At 39.7% G+C, this 20,297-nt stretch carries 23 protein-coding genes, 1 tRNA gene, 1 pseudogene and 1 riboswitch; of the genes and pseudogenes, 7 read left to right on the forward strand and 18 right to left on the reverse strand.

The genetic code is table 11. The features are described from left to right. Positions 1-11 precede the first annotated feature (11 nt). Entirely contained in the window at positions 12-215 is a 204-nt protein-coding gene (locus tag BN1609_RS04935; RefSeq protein ID WP_088810520.1) for an Lmo0654 family protein, read from the reverse strand. Between the two features lie 177 nt (positions 216-392). Here BN1609_RS04935 and BN1609_RS04940 point away from each other — a divergent pair, with 177 nt between their 5' ends. Together BN1609_RS04940 and BN1609_RS04945 are read left to right on the forward strand one after the other, a co-directional pair. Continuing rightward, positions 393-1,235, forward strand: a complete 843-nt coding sequence (locus tag BN1609_RS04940) for a DUF975 family protein (RefSeq protein WP_088810521.1) — start codon at positions 393-395, stop codon at positions 1,233-1,235. After that, positions 1,222-1,752, forward strand: coding sequence for a GNAT family N-acetyltransferase (locus tag BN1609_RS04945; protein ID WP_088840570.1), 531 nt, complete (start codon positions 1,222-1,224; stop codon positions 1,750-1,752). Before BN1609_RS04940 ends, BN1609_RS04945 begins: the two co-directional genes overlap by 14 nt. Before the next feature lie 27 nt (positions 1,753-1,779). Here BN1609_RS04945 and BN1609_RS04950 read toward each other — a convergent pair whose 3' ends face one another. The 5 genes from BN1609_RS04950 to BN1609_RS04970 form a co-directional block, all read right to left on the reverse strand. Continuing rightward, positions 1,780-2,433, reverse strand: coding sequence for a GntR family transcriptional regulator (locus BN1609_RS04950; protein ID WP_088810523.1), 654 nt, complete (start codon positions 2,431-2,433; stop codon positions 1,780-1,782). 399 nt (positions 2,434-2,832) lie between these two features. Then, complete coding sequence (locus BN1609_RS04955; RefSeq protein ID WP_088810524.1) at positions 2,833-3,474, reverse strand: GntR family transcriptional regulator; 642 nt, start codon at positions 3,472-3,474, stop codon at positions 2,833-2,835. A gap of 21 nt (positions 3,475-3,495) precedes the next feature. Further along, the gene (locus BN1609_RS04960; RefSeq protein ID WP_088840571.1) at positions 3,496-4,449 is read right to left on the reverse strand and encodes a magnesium transporter CorA family protein; all 954 of its coding nucleotides are present in this window, start codon (positions 4,447-4,449) and stop codon (positions 3,496-3,498) included. A 66-nt stretch (positions 4,450-4,515) separates the two neighbouring features. Further along, on the reverse strand, positions 4,516-5,358 hold the full coding sequence (locus BN1609_RS04965; protein ID WP_088840572.1) for a VOC family protein: 843 nt from the start codon (positions 5,356-5,358) through the stop codon (positions 4,516-4,518). Positions 5,359-5,429: 71 nt separating this feature from the next. Then, on the reverse strand, positions 5,430-6,833 hold the full coding sequence (locus BN1609_RS04970) for an amino acid permease (RefSeq protein ID WP_088840573.1): 1,404 nt from the start codon (positions 6,831-6,833) through the stop codon (positions 5,430-5,432). Positions 6,834-7,018: 185 nt separating this feature from the next. Here BN1609_RS04970 and BN1609_RS04975 point away from each other — a divergent pair, with 185 nt between their 5' ends. Next, entirely contained in the window at positions 7,019-8,842 is a 1,824-nt protein-coding gene (locus BN1609_RS04975) for an LTA synthase family protein (protein WP_088810528.1), read from the forward strand. 26 nt (positions 8,843-8,868) lie between these two features. On the opposite strand, the gene BN1609_RS04980 is transcribed toward BN1609_RS04975, so the two are convergent. Both BN1609_RS04980 and BN1609_RS04985 read right to left on the reverse strand, forming a co-directional pair. Then, positions 8,869-9,594: a hypothetical protein gene (locus tag BN1609_RS04980; protein WP_088810618.1), complete on the reverse strand. Its 726-nt coding sequence runs from the start codon at positions 9,592-9,594 to the stop codon at positions 8,869-8,871. Between the two features lie 103 nt (positions 9,595-9,697). Then, complete coding sequence (locus BN1609_RS04985) at positions 9,698-10,342, reverse strand: redox-sensing transcriptional repressor Rex (protein WP_088815531.1); 645 nt, start codon at positions 10,340-10,342, stop codon at positions 9,698-9,700. A 283-nt stretch (positions 10,343-10,625) separates the two neighbouring features. Between BN1609_RS04985 and BN1609_RS04990 the strand changes: the two genes are divergently transcribed. Continuing rightward, positions 10,626-12,587 carry an ABC-F family ATP-binding cassette domain-containing protein gene (locus BN1609_RS04990; protein ID WP_088840574.1) on the forward strand — a complete coding sequence of 654 codons (1,962 nt, stop codon included), beginning with the start codon at positions 10,626-10,628 and terminating at the stop codon, positions 12,585-12,587. Positions 12,588-12,621: 34 nt separating this feature from the next. Here the strand turns inward: BN1609_RS04990 and tsaD are convergent, their stop codons facing one another. The 8 genes from tsaD to BN1609_RS05030 all read right to left on the reverse strand — a co-directional run bounded on the left by tsaD (position 12,622) and on the right by BN1609_RS05030 (position 17,741). Beyond that, a complete protein-coding gene (tsaD, locus tag BN1609_RS04995) occupies positions 12,622-13,647 on the reverse strand; it encodes a tRNA (adenosine(37)-N6)-threonylcarbamoyltransferase complex transferase subunit TsaD (protein ID WP_088810531.1) in 1,026 nt (341 codons plus the stop codon). Beyond that, complete coding sequence (gene rimI, locus BN1609_RS05000; protein WP_088810532.1) at positions 13,644-14,087, reverse strand: ribosomal protein S18-alanine N-acetyltransferase; 444 nt, start codon at positions 14,085-14,087, stop codon at positions 13,644-13,646. Before rimI ends, tsaD begins: the two co-directional genes overlap by 4 nt. Then, positions 14,084-14,773 (reverse strand): tRNA (adenosine(37)-N6)-threonylcarbamoyltransferase complex dimerization subunit type 1 TsaB, encoded by a 690-nt coding sequence (gene tsaB, locus BN1609_RS05005; protein WP_088810533.1) that lies wholly within the window; start codon positions 14,771-14,773, stop codon positions 14,084-14,086. Before tsaB ends, rimI begins: the two co-directional genes overlap by 4 nt. After that, positions 14,770-15,228 (reverse strand): tRNA (adenosine(37)-N6)-threonylcarbamoyltransferase complex ATPase subunit type 1 TsaE, encoded by a 459-nt coding sequence (gene tsaE / locus BN1609_RS05010; RefSeq protein ID WP_088810619.1) that lies wholly within the window; start codon positions 15,226-15,228, stop codon positions 14,770-14,772. The genes tsaB and tsaE overlap by 4 nt, the downstream gene beginning before the upstream one ends. Before the next feature lie 84 nt (positions 15,229-15,312). Beyond that, on the reverse strand, positions 15,313-16,416 hold the full coding sequence (locus tag BN1609_RS05015) for a hypothetical protein (RefSeq protein ID WP_088810534.1): 1,104 nt from the start codon (positions 16,414-16,416) through the stop codon (positions 15,313-15,315). 143 nt (positions 16,417-16,559) lie between these two features. Next, positions 16,560-16,928 carry a hypothetical protein gene (locus BN1609_RS05020; protein WP_088839166.1) on the reverse strand — a complete coding sequence of 123 codons (369 nt, stop codon included), beginning with the start codon at positions 16,926-16,928 and terminating at the stop codon, positions 16,560-16,562. 86 nt (positions 16,929-17,014) lie between these two features. Next, a complete protein-coding gene (gene crcB / locus BN1609_RS05025) occupies positions 17,015-17,371 on the reverse strand; it encodes a fluoride efflux transporter CrcB (RefSeq protein WP_088810536.1) in 357 nt (118 codons plus the stop codon). Next, complete coding sequence (locus tag BN1609_RS05030) at positions 17,364-17,741, reverse strand: CrcB family protein (protein ID WP_088839164.1); 378 nt, start codon at positions 17,739-17,741, stop codon at positions 17,364-17,366. Before BN1609_RS05030 ends, crcB begins: the two co-directional genes overlap by 8 nt. Before the next feature lie 54 nt (positions 17,742-17,795). Continuing rightward, positions 17,796-17,856, reverse strand: a riboswitch (Fluoride riboswitch). A 110-nt stretch (positions 17,857-17,966) separates the two neighbouring features. On the opposite strand from BN1609_RS05030, the gene BN1609_RS05035 reads away from it, so the two are divergent. Both BN1609_RS05035 and BN1609_RS05040 read left to right on the forward strand, forming a co-directional pair. Beyond that, a tRNA-Leu gene (locus BN1609_RS05035) sits at positions 17,967-18,050 on the forward strand. Positions 18,051-18,225: 175 nt separating this feature from the next. Beyond that, on the forward strand, positions 18,226-18,960 hold the full coding sequence (locus BN1609_RS05040) for an endonuclease/exonuclease/phosphatase family protein (protein ID WP_088840575.1): 735 nt from the start codon (positions 18,226-18,228) through the stop codon (positions 18,958-18,960). Positions 18,961-19,291: 331 nt separating this feature from the next. Here BN1609_RS05040 and BN1609_RS05045 read toward each other — a convergent pair whose 3' ends face one another. Further along, positions 19,292-19,654 (reverse strand): HTH domain-containing protein, encoded by a 363-nt coding sequence (locus tag BN1609_RS05045; protein WP_255377312.1) that lies wholly within the window; start codon positions 19,652-19,654, stop codon positions 19,292-19,294. A gap of 87 nt (positions 19,655-19,741) precedes the next feature. Here BN1609_RS05045 and BN1609_RS05050 point away from each other — a divergent pair, with 87 nt between their 5' ends. Further along, on the forward strand, positions 19,742-19,933 hold the full coding sequence (locus BN1609_RS05050; protein WP_088840576.1) for a hypothetical protein: 192 nt from the start codon (positions 19,742-19,744) through the stop codon (positions 19,931-19,933). Between the two features lie 89 nt (positions 19,934-20,022). On the opposite strand, the pseudogene BN1609_RS05055 reads toward BN1609_RS05050, so the two are convergent. After that, positions 20,023-20,297 (reverse strand): annotated as a pseudogene (locus tag BN1609_RS05055) (SA1320 family protein); the annotation flags it as partial.

The raw sequence follows: 20,297 nt of genomic DNA on the forward strand, positions 1-20,297 counted from the left end.
TTTTTGCCTATTTATTCAATCGGATCTTTTTTTAAGTGTTTTTCAATTTTTTTAATTTCATGCCTGATGCTGCTAAGCCTTACTTCTGCAGCATTCATTGGACCGTTTTGCAACTGCGGATCTTCAAAATCACGCGAATCTGCAACTAGATTCTGATATTCATGTCTAAGGTCTATTAAGCGGTCCTCTAATTCTTTACGTTCATCTTCTTTCACAAACGACACCTCCATCAAAAAATCAAAGACTAACTCTCCTTTTCCCTAAAAAAAGAAAAACAATCCTATTTTTCCGATAATTTAGAAGAAATTTCAATTTGCTAGCCTTTTGCTGTAACTCCTTAGTAGAATATGCTATTTTTAATACATAAACAATAGAAAAAGGAGAGATTTTTTATGTTAACAAATGCAGAAATGCGGCGTGCTGCAAAAAGTGCATTACAGGGACATTGGGGAATATCAATTGGTGTTTATTTGCTTAGCATGATTATTACTGCAGCAGTATCAGCCGCGATAGGCTGGATTCCAGTTATTGGTTGGGTAGCTGGCATGCTTATTACCGGACCAATTACGATAGGTGTAACTTGGTTCTTCTTAGCGATTAGCCGACAAGATGAGCCCGATGTAGCCTATATGTTTAGCGCTTTTAAAGATTTTGGTCGAACTTTCTTAGCTTTTCTACTTGTTTCTATTTTCACATTTTTATGGTCGCTCTTATTCATTATTCCAGGCATTATTAAAGGCTATTCTTACTCACAAACTTTCTTTATTTTAAGAGATAATCCACAAATTTCAGCACTTGATGCGATTACTCAAAGTCGTCATATGATGAACGGCTACAAAGGAAAATTATTTGGCCTTTCACTAACTTTCTTACTTTGGTATTTAATTCCTGTCGCCATCTTTATTACATCCGCGATTATCTTTGGCATTGGTGCTGCCACTGGCAATTATAACGATATGAACGGTGACGGCTCAGTCATTGACGCCATGGGCTTTGGTATTTCAATAGGCGCGATTTTCCTATTCCTGCTCGGGTATCTCGTAGTCGTCGCCATTTCCATCTATTTGTTCCCTTACATGACGACCACTTTCGCTGTTTTCCACGATGAATTATTCGGCACAATCGCACCACCACTCGAAGAAGAAACGCCATACTTCAATGAAACGTTCTCTTCTAAAGAAAACGAATCAAGCTTTGAACAGACGGAGGAAAACAAACCTGATGAACCCAAGTAAATTCGCAGTAAACGGCGTGAACTTTGAAATCCGCCAAGCTACTTCAAAAGATTACCAAGCAGTTGAAAAATTAATGATTGACACCGCTACTTGGTTGAAAAAATCAGGTTCTACGCAGTGGAATGACATTTTAGATGGGACAGACGTCCATCAAATCCGTGAGCGCATCCATCAAAATGAAGTTTTCCTTTTAACCCAAAAAGAGCAAACGGCTGGAACAATGATTGTGCGAAAAACGCCGAGTGCTTGGGACGAAAATTTATGGGAAGAACAGGCAACAGAACCAGCATTTTACGTCCACCGCCTGATGATTGCTCGCCCTTACAAAGGTCTGCAACTTTCAGCCCGAATGCTGCAATTCGCCGAAGAACTAGCTGCATCAGCACGTATCCCTTTCATTCGTCTAGACACCCTCGCCTCAAATAATGCTCTCAACCAATTGTACGCCGAAACATTTACGTTTTTAAATAGTAAAGATGGTTATAGTTTGTATCAAAAAAAAGTGCAACCCAGTTAACTGGGTTACACTTTTTTAGTTTTAGTATTAACGAAACGCATATGTGCCGTAGTTTAAAAATAATTTTTTAATTTCTAAAAAGGCATTTTCATAATCTTTCTTATTCAAGAATGAAATAATCACACCAAATTGTTTGATGTTGCGTTCACGCATTTCTTCGTTGTGATTCGTAATTGCATCTGCAGAAAAGTATTTGATATTGAAAAATACTTTCTTAGCCATGTCTTTAAAGTAAGGGTTTCCGGAATAATTGATTAATCGTAAGAAAAATTGATGTTCATTAAAAATGTATTCATCTAAATCGCGCAAATATGATGCTCTGTCCATTGATTGTACACACTTTTCTAGCTCTTCGATATCCATTTCTTCCTCTGATTGTTCAATTCTATCGAATGTTGCTTTCACAAACAATTCAATAACTTCAAGAAGTTGCACATAACGTGTGGAATCAACAATTGAATCTTTGACTACAACACCACTGTAAGTCCGGTAATCTAAAACACCTTCTGCTACTAAAGCAGTAATCGCTTTACGAATTGGTGACCGGCTGACGCCTAATTCTTTTGATAATCGTTCTTCTGTAAGATGCTCGTCAGGCTTCAATTCACCATTTTTAATCTTTTCAATGACACTGTAATAAACAACCTTATCAAGGGTTTTGTATTCTCGTTTACTTTTCAAAATTCTAACGCTCCTTCAACCGATGAACTTTCTCATATTATATCATATGCCTCTCACGAAACAAAGCTAGTTTTTTTGAATGCATCATCTTCCCTATTTGAATCTGTCTAAATAAATAGTAAACAAAAAAACTCGAAATGTGGATTATTTTATGAAATCACTTTGTGAAACTGCTATATAAAGCCATTTCTTTAAATTTTTCAATATAAGATTTTTCAGTAAATAATTTTGTTCTCGCTAAAACGTGTTTTTGTGTACTAAAAAATGGGTCTTTTTAACTATGTCGGATTATTTTACTTTTCCTTGCTATTTATACATGAAAATAAAATTATGCATTTCAACCAGTTATCTCCTTTTGCACAAAAAAAGTGAGGCGCACAAGATGCTCCTCACTAAATACTAACGGAATGTTTGCACAATATATTGATTCATAATAGTTTGTACTTCTTTTCGTGCAGCAACAAAATCGTTGTCCTGTACATGTTGAATTGTCACCTCTAAACAGCGAATCGTTTTTTCGGCTAAAATAAAAGGAATAATTTTAATCTCTTTTTGTGCTTTTGAGTCAAAGTCGCTTTCAATCATTTGTACGAAACGATTCGCATACGTGTTTTGCATCAAGCGAATGAATGCAAAAAAGCAATTGAAGAGTTCCGCAATAAACTGATCTTCCTCGCCTTTTTGATGAAGCATCTTCAATTGCTCAACTTTTTTCTGGAAGTATCCCATGTCGATTTGAATTCGTTTGTTTTCTACTTTAGTCAACGTTTGATTTATCATGATTTCAGTTATCTCTAACAACTCGACAAAACGATTAACGGACATGCTGCTTTCTATGACAATAGCTCCGCGATTTGTACGAACTTCGATTAATCCTTCCTTCTCCAAGCTTGCTAAGGCCTTTCGAACGGGCGTACGGCTAATTTTCAGTTCGTCTGCAATAACCGTTTCGGTAACTCGGTCTCCTACTCGCAAATTTCCGCTCAAAATTTTCTCTTTTATCGTGTAATAAGCTAGTTTTTCGTATGTTTGTTTTTCCATTATGTTTCCTCCTATGTCAAACTAGAAATATTTTTTTCGCCAAAAAATAACTGTTACAAGTAGTGTCAGAATAATTGTAAATAGCATAATACCTGAGAAAGCATTTGCCTCATGAGCGAAAGGTAGCTTCACATTCATCCCGTAAATGCTTCCGACAATCGTTGGGAGAGATAAAATAATCGTAAAAGACGTTAAAAACTTCATCACCATGTTTAAATTATTTGAAATAACGGATGAAAAAATATCTGACATGCCGCTTATAATTTGTGTGTATGTATCCGTCATCGCAATTGCTTGTTTATTTTCAATCACAACATCGCGAAGTAAATCATGGTTGCCTTGATTTTGCATAAAATGCTCCACATCTTGCATCTTATCTAAAATCGCTTTATTCGATTGTAATGCTGTAGCAAAAAACACCAGACTCTTTTGAACTGCCATAAACGCGTACAGCTGTTCATTTTTCATAGATTGCTTAATTTTCCCTTCAAGTTCATTCATTAAATGAATCAGTTTATCTAAATATTTTAAATAAAAATAAGAAACCGCATAAAGAATTTGTAGTAAAAACCGCGTATGATTAGCCGTATCATAATAATCGATTGGCGTTTCAATAATCGATGTTAAAACAGGAACTTCGCGTATCGAAATCGTCATAAAAATATCATCTGCTAAAACAATTCCGATTGGCATCGTTTCGTATGTGGTGTAGCCCATTTCATCTTTTGTCGCGTAAGGACAGTCAACAATGACAAGCGAATGGCGTTTTTCTTCCTCCGTACGCTTCAATTCAATTCGTGACCGTTCCTCCTCATCAAGCGCATCATGAAAATAATGTTTAGGTATGTGATACATAGCGCTCAGTTCTTCAATCTCAGATGCGGACGGTGAAACGACTTTAATCCAACTTCCCTTTTTAGCGGCTTCCAATTTTTTCATTTCTTGCTTGCCGTGTGCTGCATAGAATTCTATCATTTGGCTTCCCCCGTTTATCCAAAAAGATAACTTTATTCTATCAACTTTTTGACAATTTGTCTTTTCCTAAATTTGGGGTTCTTGCAACATAATTAAAATTCCGTTTGGATCGCTTACTTGCAAACCAAAATGGCGTTTTTCCATTTTAAATCCGGCTTTCGCAAGACGCGTTTCCCATTCTTTGAATTTAGACGTTACAATTGTAAAATAGGCCAAGCCCGTTTCATTTTCCGCGCGCGGCAGCAAGTTTGTTCCTGCCCAAATATTACTGCCAATATGGTGATGATAACGACCTTCTGCAAAAAAGCGGGCAGACGGGATTTTGGTTTGAATGTTTAAACCGAGAATATTTCCGTAAAATTCTTCTGTTGCTTCGATATCGCTCACTTGCAAATGAACGTGTCCGATTTTCGTTTCTGGGTGAATCTGGTGGAACTCTTCTCGCGTAGCTGCATCAATAATTGCGTCCGCATCGACTTCTTCAGTTACTGCGGGATACGTGCCGTCTTCGTTAATGCGCCATTTGGCAAAGGGGCGATCGCGGTAAATCTCGATGCCATTCCCTTCTGGATCAGCTAAATAAATGGCCTCACTGTATGCATGGTCGCCCGCTCCACTAAGCGGATACTTCGATTTGATCAAATGAATCAGCATATCGCCAAGCGCCGCACGATTGGGCACTAAAAAAGCCGTATGAAATAAACCTGTTCGCGGCATGTTGGGGCGCACTCCATTTGTTAGTTTTTCTAGAACAAGAAGTGTGTCGCCATCGTTTTTCGCGCCAAACAGCACCTTTTCCTCTGACTCCGCTTGTTTAACAAGACCGATAACCTCTGCATAAAAAGCCGCCATTTTGGCTAAATCTGCCACCTTTAAAACCACTGCCCCTAACTTAAACTCGTCGCTCATTCTACATTTCTCCTTTAATATTGGTTCCTTCTATTACATCATATGGGAGGAAAAAATGCGAATGATTCAACTTACTTTTTGTAAGTCCCTTGTTTTTCTAGTGTGCTGTGTTTCTTCCCATATCCAAAATAAATAATAACCCCAATAACAAACCAAATGCCACATACAATCCAAGTAAGCGTCGCTAGGCGTGTAATAAGGAAACCACAAAGTAAGAAGGACACAATTGGTAACACGGGATAGAACGGCGTTTTAAAGCTTCCAGGCGCAATTTCTTTATTTTTTCGTAAAAATAAAATGCCGAGAGAAACCATCATAAACGCAATTAAAGTCCCCATATTCACAAGCTCTGCTAATTTCCCAAGCGGAACAAGTCCGGCCAAAATAGCGACAACTGATGCATAAATCCATGTATTTTTAACAGGTGTGCTATGTTTTGGATTAATTTCAGCTAGCATCTTCGGCAGTAGGCCATCTCGACCTAGCGCATAGACTAAACGCGTGCCGCCGTATGTCATAACAAGAATGACCGTAAGCATTCCAACAACTGCCCCTAAAGAAATAATTCCTGCTATCCAGTCTTGATTGATGACTTGCAGTGCAAAAGCAACGGGGTCTGTTACATTTAATTCTGTATAAGGTACAATACCCGTTAAAACAACAGATACAAGCATATAAAGAATTGTGCAAATTAAAAGTGAACCGATAATTCCAATTGGCATATTGCGTTTTGGATTTTTCACTTCTTCTGCGGCACTTGAAACCGCGTCAAATCCTAAATATGCAAAGAAAACAAGCGCGGCTCCGTTTAGGACGCCACTGAAACCGAATGGCATGAACGGTTGCCAATTGGCTGGTTTCACATAAAATGCCCCGACGATAATGAAAAGCAGAATGACGCTCACTTTTAAAATAACCATGACGGTATTCACACGAGTAGATTCGCGAATACCTTTAGTGAGCAGAAAAGCAACGATGAAGATGATTAGAATTGCAGGAATGTTGACATATGTCCCTTCGGCCGGATTAAATGGTCCCGAAATGGCGGTTGGAATTTCGAGATGAAAGCCTTTCAAAAAGGCATTTAAGTAAGAGGACCAACCGCTTGCGACAGACGCGACGGCTAGGCCATATTCAAGAAGGAGCGCCCAACCGAGTACCCATGCGATAAATTCACCGAAGATTACGTAGCCATATGTGTAGGCACTGCCTGCAACTGGCACAGAGGATGCGAATTCTGAATAACAAAGCGCAGCAAGTGCGCAAACAACGGCGGCAATCACAAATGAAAAGACAATGGCAGGTCCTGAATGCATTGCAGCAACAGTACCTGGTAAAATGAATATCCCAGTCCCGACGATGGCACCGACACCAAGGAGCATTAAATCAAATGCGCCAAGCGTTTGTTTTAGTCGAATATGTCCTCCTTTATTTGGTAATAATTCCTCAATTGATTTTTTTCTAAAAATAGACATCTGAAATCCCCTTAATGTAAAAAATTATTTTTTCTCATCATACCCTTTCGCACTTTAAAGGTCAATAGTGTTAAAGTGCCAACTTGTAAAATTCTCCGCAATATTTGCACTTCAAAATCGGGTGCGTTAAAATAGATATAATTGGGGAAATTTAACCTATTTTTTAAAAGAAAGAGGCTTTTATCTTGTTAATTATTTATTTGATTTTAATTGTTGGTCAATTTGCCTTAGCCTATTTCCAAGTTTTTCAAGATCCAAATTGGCTTAGCTTTATGGCCGATTTATCGTTTGTCCTTATTTTACTGCTTCTCATACATGCTTTTGTACGTCCTCGTGCGCAAGTTTATGTTTATGCGGGTCTAACATGTTTTCTTGGAATATTGATGCTTGTTTTCGTTCTTTATGGACGGTTTTACAATGAAATTCCAACTTATCACAGCCTTTCTTTAATTGGTGAAGTCGGCGTTGTCAAAGATAGCGCAACTAGCTTATTGAAATGGTACGATTGGCTATTTTTTGCGAATCTTCTCTTGTTACCAGTTGTTCTTTATTTGGACTTAAAAAAAGGTGTGCGTTTTAAAACTTTCCAAATAAAAAGACGAACTTTTGGCATCTCGCTTGCTGTTCTTCTGCTTCTAATTGGATTTTTCACTTATGATATGATGAATAAAAATATTATTAGTGATACGAAACGCGCTGAAAAGATGGGTGTGTTTACCTTTAATGTAGCTACGGCTTTTACTGGAACGACCGATGTTCGGGCGGCTGATATTACAGCAGATAATATCCGTACGATAAAAGGCGTTGAAGTTAAAAAGAATCCGGACTACTACGGCATTGCAAAAGGGAAAAACTTAATTATTATCCAGTTAGAATCCTTCCAGCGCAACTTGACGGGTGTAAAACTAAACGGGCAATCCGTCACGCCAACACTCGACAAATTGGAAGGCGAAACGCTCTACTCGGATTCGTTTTTCCAAACGGTTTCAAAATCTAATACGGCTGATGCGGAATGGTCTGTGTATACCTCCACCTTCCCTAGCGGCTACTATACGAATACGCAAACTTACGGTGACCGCGTTATTCCATCATTACCGCGGACGCTTTCTAAGAAAGGTTATCAGACGGCAACCTTCCACACGAACGACGCGAGTTTCTATAATCGGGACAATTTTTATCCAGCAGTAGGGTTTGATAAGTTTTATGATCGCTCGTTCTTTGGCGATGATGATGTTATTGGCTTTTCGCCGAGCGATGAGGTTTTATACAATAAGGCGATGCCAATTTTAGAAGAACATTATCAAAACGATGAAAACTTCTATGCGCAACTTATTTCGGTTAGCAGTCATATGCCATTTAATATTCCAGAGAGCAAGCAATCGCTTAACCTTCCGAAAAACTTGGAAGGCACAGAGCTTGGGAACTATTTCCAAGCCGTGCACTATGCGGACAAACAGCTTGGTGCATTTATTAATAAATTGAAGAAAAATGGTATTTGGGATGATTCTGTCGTTGTGATGTACGGTGACCACCATATCATTGATACGGCAAAGCTTACAGATGACCAAAAAAGCTACGTCAATCGTTCTAGTGAGCTAAAAGCGCAGCCTGCTGATGACTACCGGATTCCGTTCTACCTCCACATTCCGGGCGTTGAAAAGACAGGCAAGATTGATAATATCGGCGGCGAAATTGACGTAATGCCAACCGTTCTCAATCTTCTTGGGATTAAAGCAACTGACCAGATTATGTTTGGGGAGGACATCTTAAATACGCAAACGAATTTTGTGCCAGAACGCTACACAATGCCAGAAGGTAGCTACATGGCAAATGATTATATGTATGAACCAGACGAAAGTTTTGAAACGGGCAAAGCCACTTATTATAATGGCGGAAATAAAGAACTCTCTGCTGATATCAAAAAACGTTTTGAAGCAAGTCGAAAACTACTCCAGTATTCTGATAGTTATGTAGACAATTTGCCAAAACAAAAAGATGTTGAAAAATAGTTTCTATAAAAAAAGATGAGCTCGGATTATCTTCCGAGCTCATCTTTTTTATTTGTCCGTTTAAATTCAAATTGTTTCATCCACGGGCGACCTTTTTTTAGCGCCCAGTATCCGATAATGGCCATAACTAATGCGCCAATGATGTCGACAATAACGTCTGTCATGGTATCCGTGAGAGCAGCCCGCCCAACGAGTGGCGTTCCGTTAGAGAGTTCGAAGCGCTGCATATTTAAACCTAAAAGAGCATCGAATGTATACTCATACACTTCCCAGAAAGCGCCGAGCGTTACCGCAAAACAGAAAGAAAATATCGCGACAAAGCCGGGCTTCATGTTCATGACGACTTTATCGTTAGCATTGAGTAAACTCACAAAAGAAAAGCCTATTGCGCCTAGCATCGCACCACTAAACGTATGCAATATTTTATCCCAGTGAGGTACATTCGCATAAAATTGTTGAATGGTTCCAAGATAAATTGAGGCGTATAGAAAAACGATAAACATGAGGTACACAAGCCCCGGAATTTCAAATTTAAATCGTCTAGAAACAATGGACGGTAAAGCTAAAATAATAATCCCTAAAATGATTTCTACCAGTAAGAAAATATAATCACTTCGGAGCGTTACTTTTGGTCCTGTTGCTGGTTGTGACGCGGGGGCAGTAAAAATTTCAAAGATGGTCACAATCATCGAAATCCCCATGGATACAAAAATAAAAAGGGCAACCCACTGCGTCCAATTTAATTTTTTCAGTCGTTTCATTCATTTCACCTCTTATAAGAAACCAGCACTCTTAAGCGCTGGTTCAGATAGTTACATCAAAGTTCTTTTATTTTTGAGCTTCTTAAGCTGCGTTTTAATTTTTAGATGGATAGTTTTCTAGGAAGTAAATTAATGTTTGTAATTCAGTTGTCAAATCAATATGATGGACGCGTACTTGTTTTGGCACGCTAATACGTGCTGGCGTAAAGTTTAGAATCCCCTTCACGTCTGCTTCGATCAATTTATCCACCGTTGTTTGAGCTTCATCAGATGGTACAGTTAAAATGACCACTTCAACATTATTTTCTTTTAAAATTTCTTCCATATCATTTAAATGATAAATTGGAATATCTTGTTGGACGGTACCTACTTTTGCAGGATCTACATCAAATGCAGCACAAACGCGAATATTATTGTTTTTCATGAAGTTATAATGAAGTAGTGCGGTTCCAAGATTCCCTACACCGATAATGGCAACGTTCGTTTCTTTATCTTGGCTGAGCGTTTTTCCAAAAAAGTCAAGAATATAAGAAACATTATAACCATATCCTTTCTTGCCGAGTGCGCCGAAATATGAGAAATCGCGGCGAATTGTTGCGGAATCCACTTTTACAGCTTCACTTAACTCTGCCGAAGATACACGTTCTTTTCCTGATTCATGTAGATATTTCAAATAGCGATGATATAACGGTAAGCGTTTTGCTGTCGCCTGTGGAATTTTTGTCGTTTCATCCATCATGCCAATTAGTCCCTTCTTCCTGATAAAATATGGTTCGTTTTCAAGCAAAATGACTGCTCTTTCCTTCACATGCTTGCTTATATACTATAAACATTTCACATAAAATGCACAAACTTTTTGCTCACACATTTAGAAAACCTTTATTTTATCAGTATTTATTTTGTTTACCTGCTCTCATTGTATCGTAAAATCACAATTAATGCTAATGATTTCACAAAATCAAATGTGTGATTGCAACGGGCTCACCTTTACGCTAAACTAGAAAGAGATAGGGGAGAAAAATATGATTCTTTTGCAAGTACAACAAATTGCGAAGTACTTTGGTGCGGAAACGATTTTAGAAAATATAAAATTAGAAATTAAAACAAATGACCGGATTGCGCTAGTTGGCAGAAACGGGGCGGGAAAATCAACGCTTCTGAAAATCATTGCGGGGCAGACTTCATATGATGCGGGGCAAATTTCAAAGCCGAAAAATGTGCGGATTGGCTACTTGGCGCAAAATACGGGGCTTGAGTCGAGCAAGACGATTTGGAATGAAATGCTGACTGTTTTTGAAGACTTGCGTAACATGGAACGCGAGCTGCGCGAGATGGAGCTTAAAATGGCGGACAGCGGTATATACGCGGATGCTGAGACGGCAAGGCAGGCTTTGGATAGTTACGATGAACTGCAACACCTTTTCAAGGAACGCGGCGGCTATACGTATGAAGCGGAAATTCGTTCGGTGCTACATGGTCTCCATTTTTTTGAAGAGGATTATGAAAAATTAGTCGCGGCTTTAAGTGGTGGGCAGAAAACTAGGCTTGCACTTGCGAAACTACTTTTATCCAAACAAGATCTTTTGATTTTAGATGAGCCGACCAACCATTTGGATATTGCGACGCTTTCGTGGCTTGAGGGGTATTTGCAAAATTATGCGGGCGCGCTGCTCATCGTTTCGCACGACCGCTATTTTTTGGACCGCGTGGTGAACCAAGTTTATGAGATTTCCCGGACAAAAATCACTCACTATGTTGGAAATTACAGTCGTTTTCTTGTTTTAAAACAGGAGCAGCTTGAAAAAGACTGGAAGGAATTCGAGAAACAACAGACGGAAATTGCCAAATTGGAAGACTTTGTTGCTCGGAATATTGTTCGTGCATCGACAACGAAACGGGCGCAAAGCCGGCGGAAGAAACTGGAAAAAATGGACCGATTAGATCGGCCGGCGGGAAATGAAAAAGCGGCCCATTTTGGTTTTCAATTTGACCGCACGCCCGGAAATGACATTTTATTTGTCGAAGATGTTGCAATTGGCTATTCGAAAGACAAATTGGTGGCGCAAAATGTTCGGTTTGAAATGAAGCGCGGTGATAGTATTGCACTTGTTGGGCCAAACGGAATTGGCAAGTCTACCCTTTTAAAGTCACTCATTCGTGAAATCCCTGTTTTAAAGGGCGATTTTCGTTTTGGCGCTGGCGTTAAAATCGGGTATTACGACCAAGAACAAGCTAAGCTTTCTTCCAAAAAGACGATTTTACAAGAACTTTGGGATGAATATCCTGAACTAGACGAGAAAGCGGTCCGCACCACACTTGGAAATTTCCTTTTTTCAGAAGATGATGTTTTAAAAATTGTGGATACGCTTAGTGGCGGCGAAAAGGCCCGCTTGGCGCTTTCAAAGCTGACGCTACTCGGGGCAAATGTGCTTATTCTCGATGAGCCGACCAACCATTTGGATATTGAAAGTAAGGAAGTTTTGGAGGCGGCGCTCATTGATTTTGAAGGCACGATTTTGTTCGTTTCGCATGACCGCTACTTCATTAACCGCATCGCACAAGATATTATTGAGCTTAATCCGACTGGGGCGACGCGCTATTTAGGCGACTATGACTACTATCAGGAGAAAATTGCGGAAAACAGAGAAATTGCGCGTCTTGAAATGGAAGAGAAACTTCGGAACGGCGAAATGCCAGCACAAGCGGAAAATCCTTCTAACAAGGCGGCGTACCAGCAAAGCAAGGAAGCGCAAAAATTATTACGGCAAAAAACACGAAAGCTTGCTGAAATTGAGGGAAAAATGGAAGAATGCGATGCGAAAATCGCTTCACTCGAACATGAGTTGACACTTCCAACGGTTTTTAACGACCACGAAAAAAGTTACGCGATTACCGAAGAATTGGATGCCATTAAACAAGTTGCCGAAGCCTTAATGGCCGACTGGGAAATCGTGAGTGAGGAAATTGAAGAATTGAATGCATAGAAAAAAGCTAGGACGAAAATTCGTCCTAGCTTTTTTAAACTTCTTCAAATAACAAACCGGGTTTGGCATTTAAGGCTAAGTTGCCGAATTTGCCTTCTTCGTAGGCTACCGTTCCTGCTGCTGCAATCATGGCGGCATTGTCTCCGCAAAGTGAAAGCGGCGGGATGACCAATTGGACGGCTGGAATTTCAAGTTCTGCTTCTTGAATCATTCGTTCGCGTAAGCCTTGGTTTGCCGCAACACCGCCTGCAAGAAGCAATTGTTTAACGCCGTATTCTTTTGCGGCAGCAATTGTTTTGGTGACTAAGACGTCGACAACACTCGCCTGGAAGCTAGCTGCTAGATCAGCAGGACTTGGTTCTAAGTTTTTTTGGCGCATATTATGGAGCAAATTAATAAACGCAGATTTTAAGCCACTGAAACTAAAATCGTAGCTGCCATCGTCCATCATCGCACGTGGAAAGTGGAATGTGTCTTCCCCTTCTCTTGCTAGATGGTCGATCTGGACTCCGCCAGGATAAGGCAAACCAAGCGTTCGCGCCACTTTATCGTATGCCTCACCAGCTGCGTCATCGCGCGTTTCTCCGATAATCTCAAAATCATTATGTTCTTTCATCAAAACAAGCTCTGTGTGTCCTCCGCTTACGACAAGCGCAAGTAGCGGAAACTGCATCTCGGTTTCAAAGCGGTTCGCGTAAATATGGCCGGCGATGTGATGCACGGGAATGAGCGGTTTTTGGTGCGAAAAAGCTAGCGTTTTAGCGGCGTTCACCCCAATGAGTAGCGCTCCCACAAGACCAGGTCCTTCTGTTACGGCAATCCCGTCTACGTCATCTAACGTGACATTCGCCTGATTTAACGCCTCTTCGATTACAATGGTAATTTGTTCGACGTGGTGCCTCGAGGCAATTTCAGGTACGACGCCGCCAAAGCGTTTATGGCTCTCAATTTGGGAGGCAACGACGTTCGATAAAATTTCCGTGCCGCCTTTTACGATGGCAGCAGCCGTTTCATCACAGCTTGATTCAATGCCTAAAATAATCGTTTCATTTTTCGTCATGATAAATTCACCCACATTACAAGCGCATCTTCGTCGTTATCTGGATAGTAACGTTTGCGAATTGCGCCGTTTTGAAAATTAAATTTCCGATATAAATTTTGCGCCCGCGTATTGGATACGCGCACTTCAAGCGTCATGTTTATGACACCGTTCTGCTTTGCTAAATCTAACAGCGCTTTTAGTAGCGCTTCGCCGTATTTTTGCCCTTGGAAGTCGGGATGAATAGCGACATTCGTAATATGCCCCTCGTCAAGTACGAGCCAAACGCCACCGTAGCCAATGATTCGCCCGTCTAAAACGGCTAGTAAATAATGGGCAAATTGGTTGATTGTGAATTCATTTAAAAAGGCTTCACGCGACCACGGGGAACTGAATACAGCATGCTCAATTTGGAGCAGCGCTTCGATATCTTCTTGCGTTGCTTTTTCAAAAGAAATCATGCTTTCTTCCTCGCTTCGAGCCACTTGCTTTCGGCTTCGGCAAGTTTCAAATAGTCAGGCGTGAAATTCGTTGCCTCCGTGCCGCTTTCGTGTTGAGCGAGCGCGACAAGACTAGCTGCCCGCGCAAAATTTGTGTCGGCGCTAGCAAACACTGCATGTTGCCCGAGTTCGCCCGCAATTCGGTTTTGCAAATTCGGCGGGATTGCACCGATAAATAGAATTTTTTCAGTCGTCCCGCTAAAGTTTGCGAGCAATTCGGTTAGCGCAATATGCTGGTCGGGGAGCAAATTTTCGAGCGCATCACCTTGACGGTAGACGCCCGCATAAACGTTCTCGCGCCGCGCATCCATCAGCGCCACAATTTTCCCCGGGAAGTACATCCCACTTTTGGCTAAAATTTGAAGAGACGAAATGCCTACGATAGGAATATTCAAATCCCATGCCAGCGTCTTGGCTACCGTGACCCCAATTCGAAGCCCTGTATAAGACCCCGGGCCTTTAGAAACAGCAATTTTTGTTACATCGCTTACCGCCACGCCACATTCTTGCATTAGCTCCTGAATGGCCGGAAGAAGTCTTACGCTATGATTCTTTTTCAAATTTGTCGTCATTTCCCCAATGATTTGCCCTTCTGCTAAAAGTGCAATACTCATCGTATCTGTCGCTGTATCAATCCCTAATATCATTCTAAAACCTCCGTCAAGAAAGTCTTGTAACGCGTACCAACTGCCTCAAATTCCAAGTTTCGCTCATCATCTGAAACCCGTGAAATCGTAATTTTCAAATACTCGCTAGGTAAGGTTTCTGCGATATAGTGCGCCCATTCAACGACGCTTACACCATCGCCTAAAAAATATTCGTCAAAACCAAGTTCATCAGGCGATGCTTCTTCTAAACGGTAAACATCCATATGATAAAGCGGCAAGCGCCCGCTCGTATATTCACGAATTATAGTAAAGGTTGGACTTTTTACGAGCTGTGTAATACCTAGTCCTTCAGCAAGTCCTTTTGTAAAGGTAGTCTTTCCAGCGCCTAAATCGCCTTCAAGCAAAATAACGAACGAAGTATCTACATTTTGACCGATTTTTTTTGCCAGAGCGATTGTCTCTTCGGCATTTTTCGTGTGCTTTTTGACTTTCATTTTTTTCACCTGTCCATCGTTTTCTGTTCCTATCATACCATAGAACGCAAAAAAGAACAGCTTCCCAGCTGTTCTTTATCGCTTTTAAAAATTAGAATCTGATAAATCTTTGTCGCCGTACATGCTTTGGATCATCACGGTTTGAATGATTTTTTGAAGCTCATCTGTGCTTACAATTTCATCATCTTTCGGGAATGCAGGAATCTTTTTGAAAGCAACATTTTCGATTTTAAATGTGCCGCCTAGTTTCGTGTTGCTTTCTGTATCTTCTGCATTAATTTTCATTGTCATCGATTCAAATTTATCATCTTTACCTGGTTTCATCGACATTTTCAGGCTAACTTTAATATTTTTTTCTTTTTGCATATCTTTGATTGTATCTGCTAAATCTAAACGAAAATCTTCATATTCTTCGTCAAAATCCGTTACACTTCCTTGCGATTCAGCAATCGCTTTAACATCTTTTTTCACGCTATCTTCGCCAAGTGCTTTTTCAAAGTCCTTCATTAAGTTAACGAAATCTTTTTTAGTTAAAGTCGTTGTGATATTACCATTATCATCTTCTGTAAAACGATTTTCGTCCATACCGTTTAAGTAGTCTGTGATAATTTTATTCAATTTCTTTTGTAAATCTTCCATCGCTTTTGTAACTGATTCAGACGATTTAGTCGTTTTGTCACCTGTCTCCCCTAATGTTTCAGAAAGTTCAGATGTACTAATGTATTTATTTTTCAAATCTGGATAAGTTTGATTAATTTTAGAAAAAACCCCGCCAGTTTGTTGGTCAAGCAACGTCTTTAAATTATCGTCTGGATTAACGATTGTATCTAATGGAATATAAGCTTCCCCTGTTTTGTCGTTCATCAAAACGTCCACTTCAAGGTCAAAATTAAGCGCACCATCTGAGCTAAGATTGAATGCCACATAAGATTTTTCTGCTTTTTTATCGATAGATGTTGTTGCATCGAGCTGCATTTTCTTAAGCATTTCAATTGTGGATGCTTCACTACCATAAATATCATCTGACTCTAAATTATCAATTTTAAATGACATTTTTTGAGTATATTGATCTGGAACGTCAAGCGCTTTTGAATACGTGTCAGCAAATTTCTCTTGCGGCGTTTGCCCACAAGCTGTAAGTACTAACATTAAAACTAACATAATTGATAAAACTAACCCTTTTTTCATAAAAAAAATCCTCCTGTATGTATACTATGTACTATTTTAATCTACCACAATTTTATAACTAACACAATCGAATACAAAAAAATCTAGTCAATAACAAATAAAATTTTCATCATTTGTTAATAACTAGATTTTGCGTAATCCGTTTAGTCTTTTACGATTATTTTTGTTGCTGGAGCAGATATTGTTCCCGGAGACGGAGCAACTAACTTAACGCCTTCTGGAAAGACAGCTTGAAATTTAGTGCCCTTTTGGAGGTCAGTAGATTCCATTGTCTTGCCTGACTCATTCACAATAGAAGTTGAACTATTAAAAGTAAAGACAACATTAGACGAATCATTTTCCGCTGCACCTTGCCAAGTTAGTATTCCCGAAGCCGTAATTTGGTTCCTACTCGTTATTTCACTCGCATCTGTTATACTTCCATCTAGGACTAAATAATTGACAGCATCATTGTTCGAACATGCTGTAAGAAGAAAAAGGCTCATCATCAAAATTGAAATAAATTTTTTCATTGTCTATCCTTTCACTTACTTGTTGTCCTTAGCATAGCATGGCTACAGCCTTTTTAACAAGTCCAAGCGGATTTCTTAAACAATTCTTATAGACTGCCTACAAAAAAGCCTAATCCAGCACATGAAATTCCTAACGCGTACGATAAAATCATATAGGCCGATAAAATTCCCGTTCTTTTTTGCAAGCGAAGCTCCGTGCATTCCACTTTAAAAGTCGAAAATGTTGTATAGCCACCCATAAATCCAGTTCCGATAAGGAGCTGCCACATATCAGAAAGCTGGCTCGAGATGAGTAGGCCTAGCAGAAAAGAACCTGAAAGATTGATGAGGAAGGTTGCCCACGGAAAATCGGTTTTCCACTTATTTTTCATCCAAACCGAGATCCCGTAACGTGTCATCCCGCCAAAAGCCGCGCCAATGCCCACAAGCAAAAAGTTAAGCATGTCGTCCCACCCACTTTGCAGAAAAGAAGTAACCGAGTTTCGCGAAGGCAAGGCCACCGAGCAAGCTGATTCCGATGTAGAGAGCAGCGATACTTATGTGCTCTGACTGGAGTAGCTGGATATTTTCCACGCTAAAGCTTGAAAATGTGGTGAACGCCCCGATAAACCCAGTTCCGAGCCCCGCTACTAGCTCCGGCCGCACTTTCGGATTCGTCGCAACCGCCTGCGTCACAACCGCAAGCAGAAAACACCCCACCAAATTCACCGTGAGTGTCGCGGCGGGAAACGCATTTCCACCTATAAGTAAACTAATCCCATAACGCGTCATGCCGCCTAGCGCGCTAAAGATGCCAACATATAAAAAATACATATTCATTCCTCCAATCAAAAACTCCTGTTGAAAAAAACATAGCCAACTATGTTTCTTTCAACAGGAGTCATCAGCGCAAAACGCAATAATAGCGAACTCCATCGCCTCTTTTACTATATGCTTTTAACGTTTTTTTTGCAAGAAAAATATTTATACAAAATCACTTATAATCGTTGACAAAACCGCTAAAAGAATACTATAATACTTTTTGTTGGTACAAATTACGCGGTCGTGGCGGAATCGGCAGACGCGCTAGGTTGAGGGCCTAGTGGGCATTAGCTCGTGGAGGTTCAAGTCCTCTCGGCCGCATCATGTATAAAAGAAGGATAAAGATTATTTAAATAATCTTTATCCTTTTTCTATTCCTCACCTCTCTTTGTTTCCTGTTTTAAAAAACTTCTAAATGATTTAAGAAGCAAAACGCTTTTTATTTTCTCAAAAAACGATACAATGAAAGCGAAACCAATTTATGGAGGCGAGTTGTATGAAGGTAGCCAGTTTTAATCTTTGTTGTGATGTTGAAAAAACGGGGGATATTGCTTGGTCCGTTAGATTGCCACTGATTCGGCAGATTATTCGCGAAGAAGCGTTTGATGTTTTTGGCGCGCAAGAACTTGTGCCGCATCAGTTGCGGGATTTAAATGTGGAGTCGCCGTATGCGCATTATAGCCTGTTTCGTGACGGCGGGCAGACGGGCGAGGCCATTAGTATTTTCTACTTGAAAGCGCGGTTTGATTTGCTTGATACGGGCCATTTTTGGCTATCTGAAACCGAACAAATTCCGTCCGCTTATAAAGATGCCGCTTTTAAACGCACTTGCATTTGGGTGAAATTACTAGATACACAAACAGGCGACAGCTTTTATGTTTTTAACACACATTTTGATCACATATCCGCAGAAGCGCGTACATATTCCGCCAAACTGCTTCAAGAGCGGTTACCGCAAGATGCCCAACTTGTTTTGCTTGGCGATTTTAACTCCACCCGCGAATCTGAAGCCTTTCAAAATTTGAATGCATCCTTCCAAAATGCTGGTGAAAATAATACGCAGGCCACATTTAATGGCTTTTCTACCGATGAAAAAGTTCACGAAGAAATCGATTTTATTTTCACAAAGCAATTTCGTATTAGGCAATTTTATGTTGTGACGAAAACATTTGACGGGCTTTTTGCGTCCGACCACTACCCCGTCGTTGCGGAAATTTTACAAGAGCGCTAGGTCAAATCTTAACTGAACATGAAAGCCAGGCAGACAATCGAAAAAATGATTTTCTGCCCGGTTTTTGTTGAAGAATAGCTACCTTTGACGGCCAAAAAGGGCACTTTTGTCAAAATGGAAAAGTCCATTTTCAGCCAATGTATAAAAAACGGCCTTACCGTATAGTAAGACCGCTTTTTGTTTTTGCTACTTCCGTTAAGATAGGTTATGCAACTACATTTTTATAAATATTTCTCTCTACTTTTCTTACTGCCTCTGCTCCACTCTTTTCATGATGAACCAGATATTTAAGTTTTTTAAATAATAGGGTAGTTTTCAGAAATAGTCCGCTCTAACAATGATAAATAAGCACAACATACAAATTTTTTTCTGAATCTAAAGATGAAGGTTCTTCTATGTATGCTTTTAATTCATCTTCTGAAATGTGACCATATGCTGCAATAGTTTTAGTAGAGAAATGAGCCACTTGAATTAAAATATCGATTAAGTGAGTCAGACGTTCATCAGCTGATATATGTTTATAAGCGTATGTTAAATCGATACTTTTATCTACTAAAACAGGACTTGCTCCCTGAGTATCTGTTTGTAGTAACTGATCCTCTCTTAATCCAAAATGTTCTATGAAGTCTTCATCTGTAAAGTGGTAGTCTATTTTTAACGCTTCAATATTTTTCTTAAAGTTGACTTCTATCATATAAATACTCCATTTTTCAAATTTTTTATGCAACATTTGACATAATCCTTTTAAATATTATGCAATAGTATGGGAAAAATACTTACAATGATTTTAGCAAGCACACTAACCTTTACTCTAGCTCTTCCTCTTGCCAATGCTGAAACAAACAATCAAGAACAGTTAAATGTAACAGAAGTACATAGCGTTTCAGAGAGCATATCACTGATTGAAGATAGCTCACTAAGACAAGCTCGTGTCGCTCAAGTTGGAAAATTAGATATTTGGATATCTACCTAGTCCTAAAAGAATTAATTGGAAAATTACAATGTTTCCTCCATATTCTTAACATAGGAGCCGAGAAGACTTAATCTCCTTGCTTGTACTTTCTATACTTCGATGCTGCCTCGTTTTAGTTGGCCAATAAGAATACCTAAATTGGCCACCACTTTATCCGCCTGTTTGTCCAGTGCGAGAACCGCCGCCGCTTTGTTATCACTTAACTGATACTTAATATCTTCAAACACCATCTTGGAACTTTCGTAAATATTAACCGATGCTTTGTTCAGGACGATGACATTTTGAAACTGTGTCCCCTCAAAAAGAGCCGTATCAATATAAGGGCGGTACGCTTTCAGTACATCGTTTAAGCCACCACCACGTA

This window comes from Listeria sp. ILCC797 (genome assembly GCF_900186185.1).
Lineage (GTDB): Bacteria > Bacillota > Bacilli > Lactobacillales > Listeriaceae > Listeria > Listeria goaensis.

Bases quoted from the DNA above. Each gene is read 5' to 3' on its own strand.
- BN1609_RS04940 (WP_088810521.1), top strand. From the start codon at position 393: ATGTTAACAAATGCAGAAATGCGGCGTGCTGCAAAAAGTGCATTACAG.
- tsaB (WP_088810533.1), bottom strand. From the start codon at position 14,773: ATGATATTAGGGATTGATACAGCGACAGATACGATGAGTATTGCACTT.
- BN1609_RS04990 (WP_088840574.1), top strand. From the start codon at position 10,626: ATGATTCTTTTGCAAGTACAACAAATTGCGAAGTACTTTGGTGCGGAA.
- BN1609_RS04945 (WP_088840570.1), top strand. From the start codon at position 1,222: ATGAACCCAAGTAAATTCGCAGTAAACGGCGTGAACTTTGAAATCCGC.
- BN1609_RS05015 (WP_088810534.1), bottom strand. From the start codon at position 16,416: ATGAAAAAAGGGTTAGTTTTATCAATTATGTTAGTTTTAATGTTAGTA.
- BN1609_RS04965 (WP_088840572.1), bottom strand. From the start codon at position 5,358: ATGAGCGACGAGTTTAAGTTAGGGGCAGTGGTTTTAAAGGTGGCAGAT.
- BN1609_RS05050 (WP_088840576.1), top strand. From the start codon at position 19,742: ATGATTTTAGCAAGCACACTAACCTTTACTCTAGCTCTTCCTCTTGCC.
- BN1609_RS04955 (WP_088810524.1), bottom strand. From the start codon at position 3,474: ATGGAAAAACAAACATACGAAAAACTAGCTTATTACACGATAAAAGAG.
- BN1609_RS05020 (WP_088839166.1), bottom strand. From the start codon at position 16,928: ATGAAAAAATTTATTTCAATTTTGATGATGAGCCTTTTTCTTCTTACA.
- BN1609_RS04970 (WP_088840573.1), bottom strand. From the start codon at position 6,833: ATGTCTATTTTTAGAAAAAAATCAATTGAGGAATTATTACCAAATAAA.
- BN1609_RS04960 (WP_088840571.1), bottom strand. From the start codon at position 4,449: ATGATAGAATTCTATGCAGCACACGGCAAGCAAGAAATGAAAAAATTG.
- crcB (WP_088810536.1), bottom strand. From the start codon at position 17,371: ATGCTTAACTTTTTGCTTGTGGGCATTGGCGCGGCTTTTGGCGGGATG.
- BN1609_RS05045 (WP_255377312.1), bottom strand. From the start codon at position 19,654: ATGATAGAAGTCAACTTTAAGAAAAATATTGAAGCGTTAAAAATAGAC.
- rimI (WP_088810532.1), bottom strand. From the start codon at position 14,087: ATGATTTCTTTTGAAAAAGCAACGCAAGAAGATATCGAAGCGCTGCTC.
- BN1609_RS04985 (WP_088815531.1), bottom strand. From the start codon at position 10,342: ATGATGGATGAAACGACAAAAATTCCACAGGCGACAGCAAAACGCTTA.
- tsaE (WP_088810619.1), bottom strand. From the start codon at position 15,228: ATGAAAGTCAAAAAGCACACGAAAAATGCCGAAGAGACAATCGCTCTG.
- BN1609_RS05040 (WP_088840575.1), top strand. From the start codon at position 18,226: ATGAAGGTAGCCAGTTTTAATCTTTGTTGTGATGTTGAAAAAACGGGG.
- tsaD (WP_088810531.1), bottom strand. From the start codon at position 13,647: ATGACGAAAAATGAAACGATTATTTTAGGCATTGAATCAAGCTGTGAT.
- BN1609_RS05030 (WP_088839164.1), bottom strand. From the start codon at position 17,741: ATGTATTTTTTATATGTTGGCATCTTTAGCGCGCTAGGCGGCATGACG.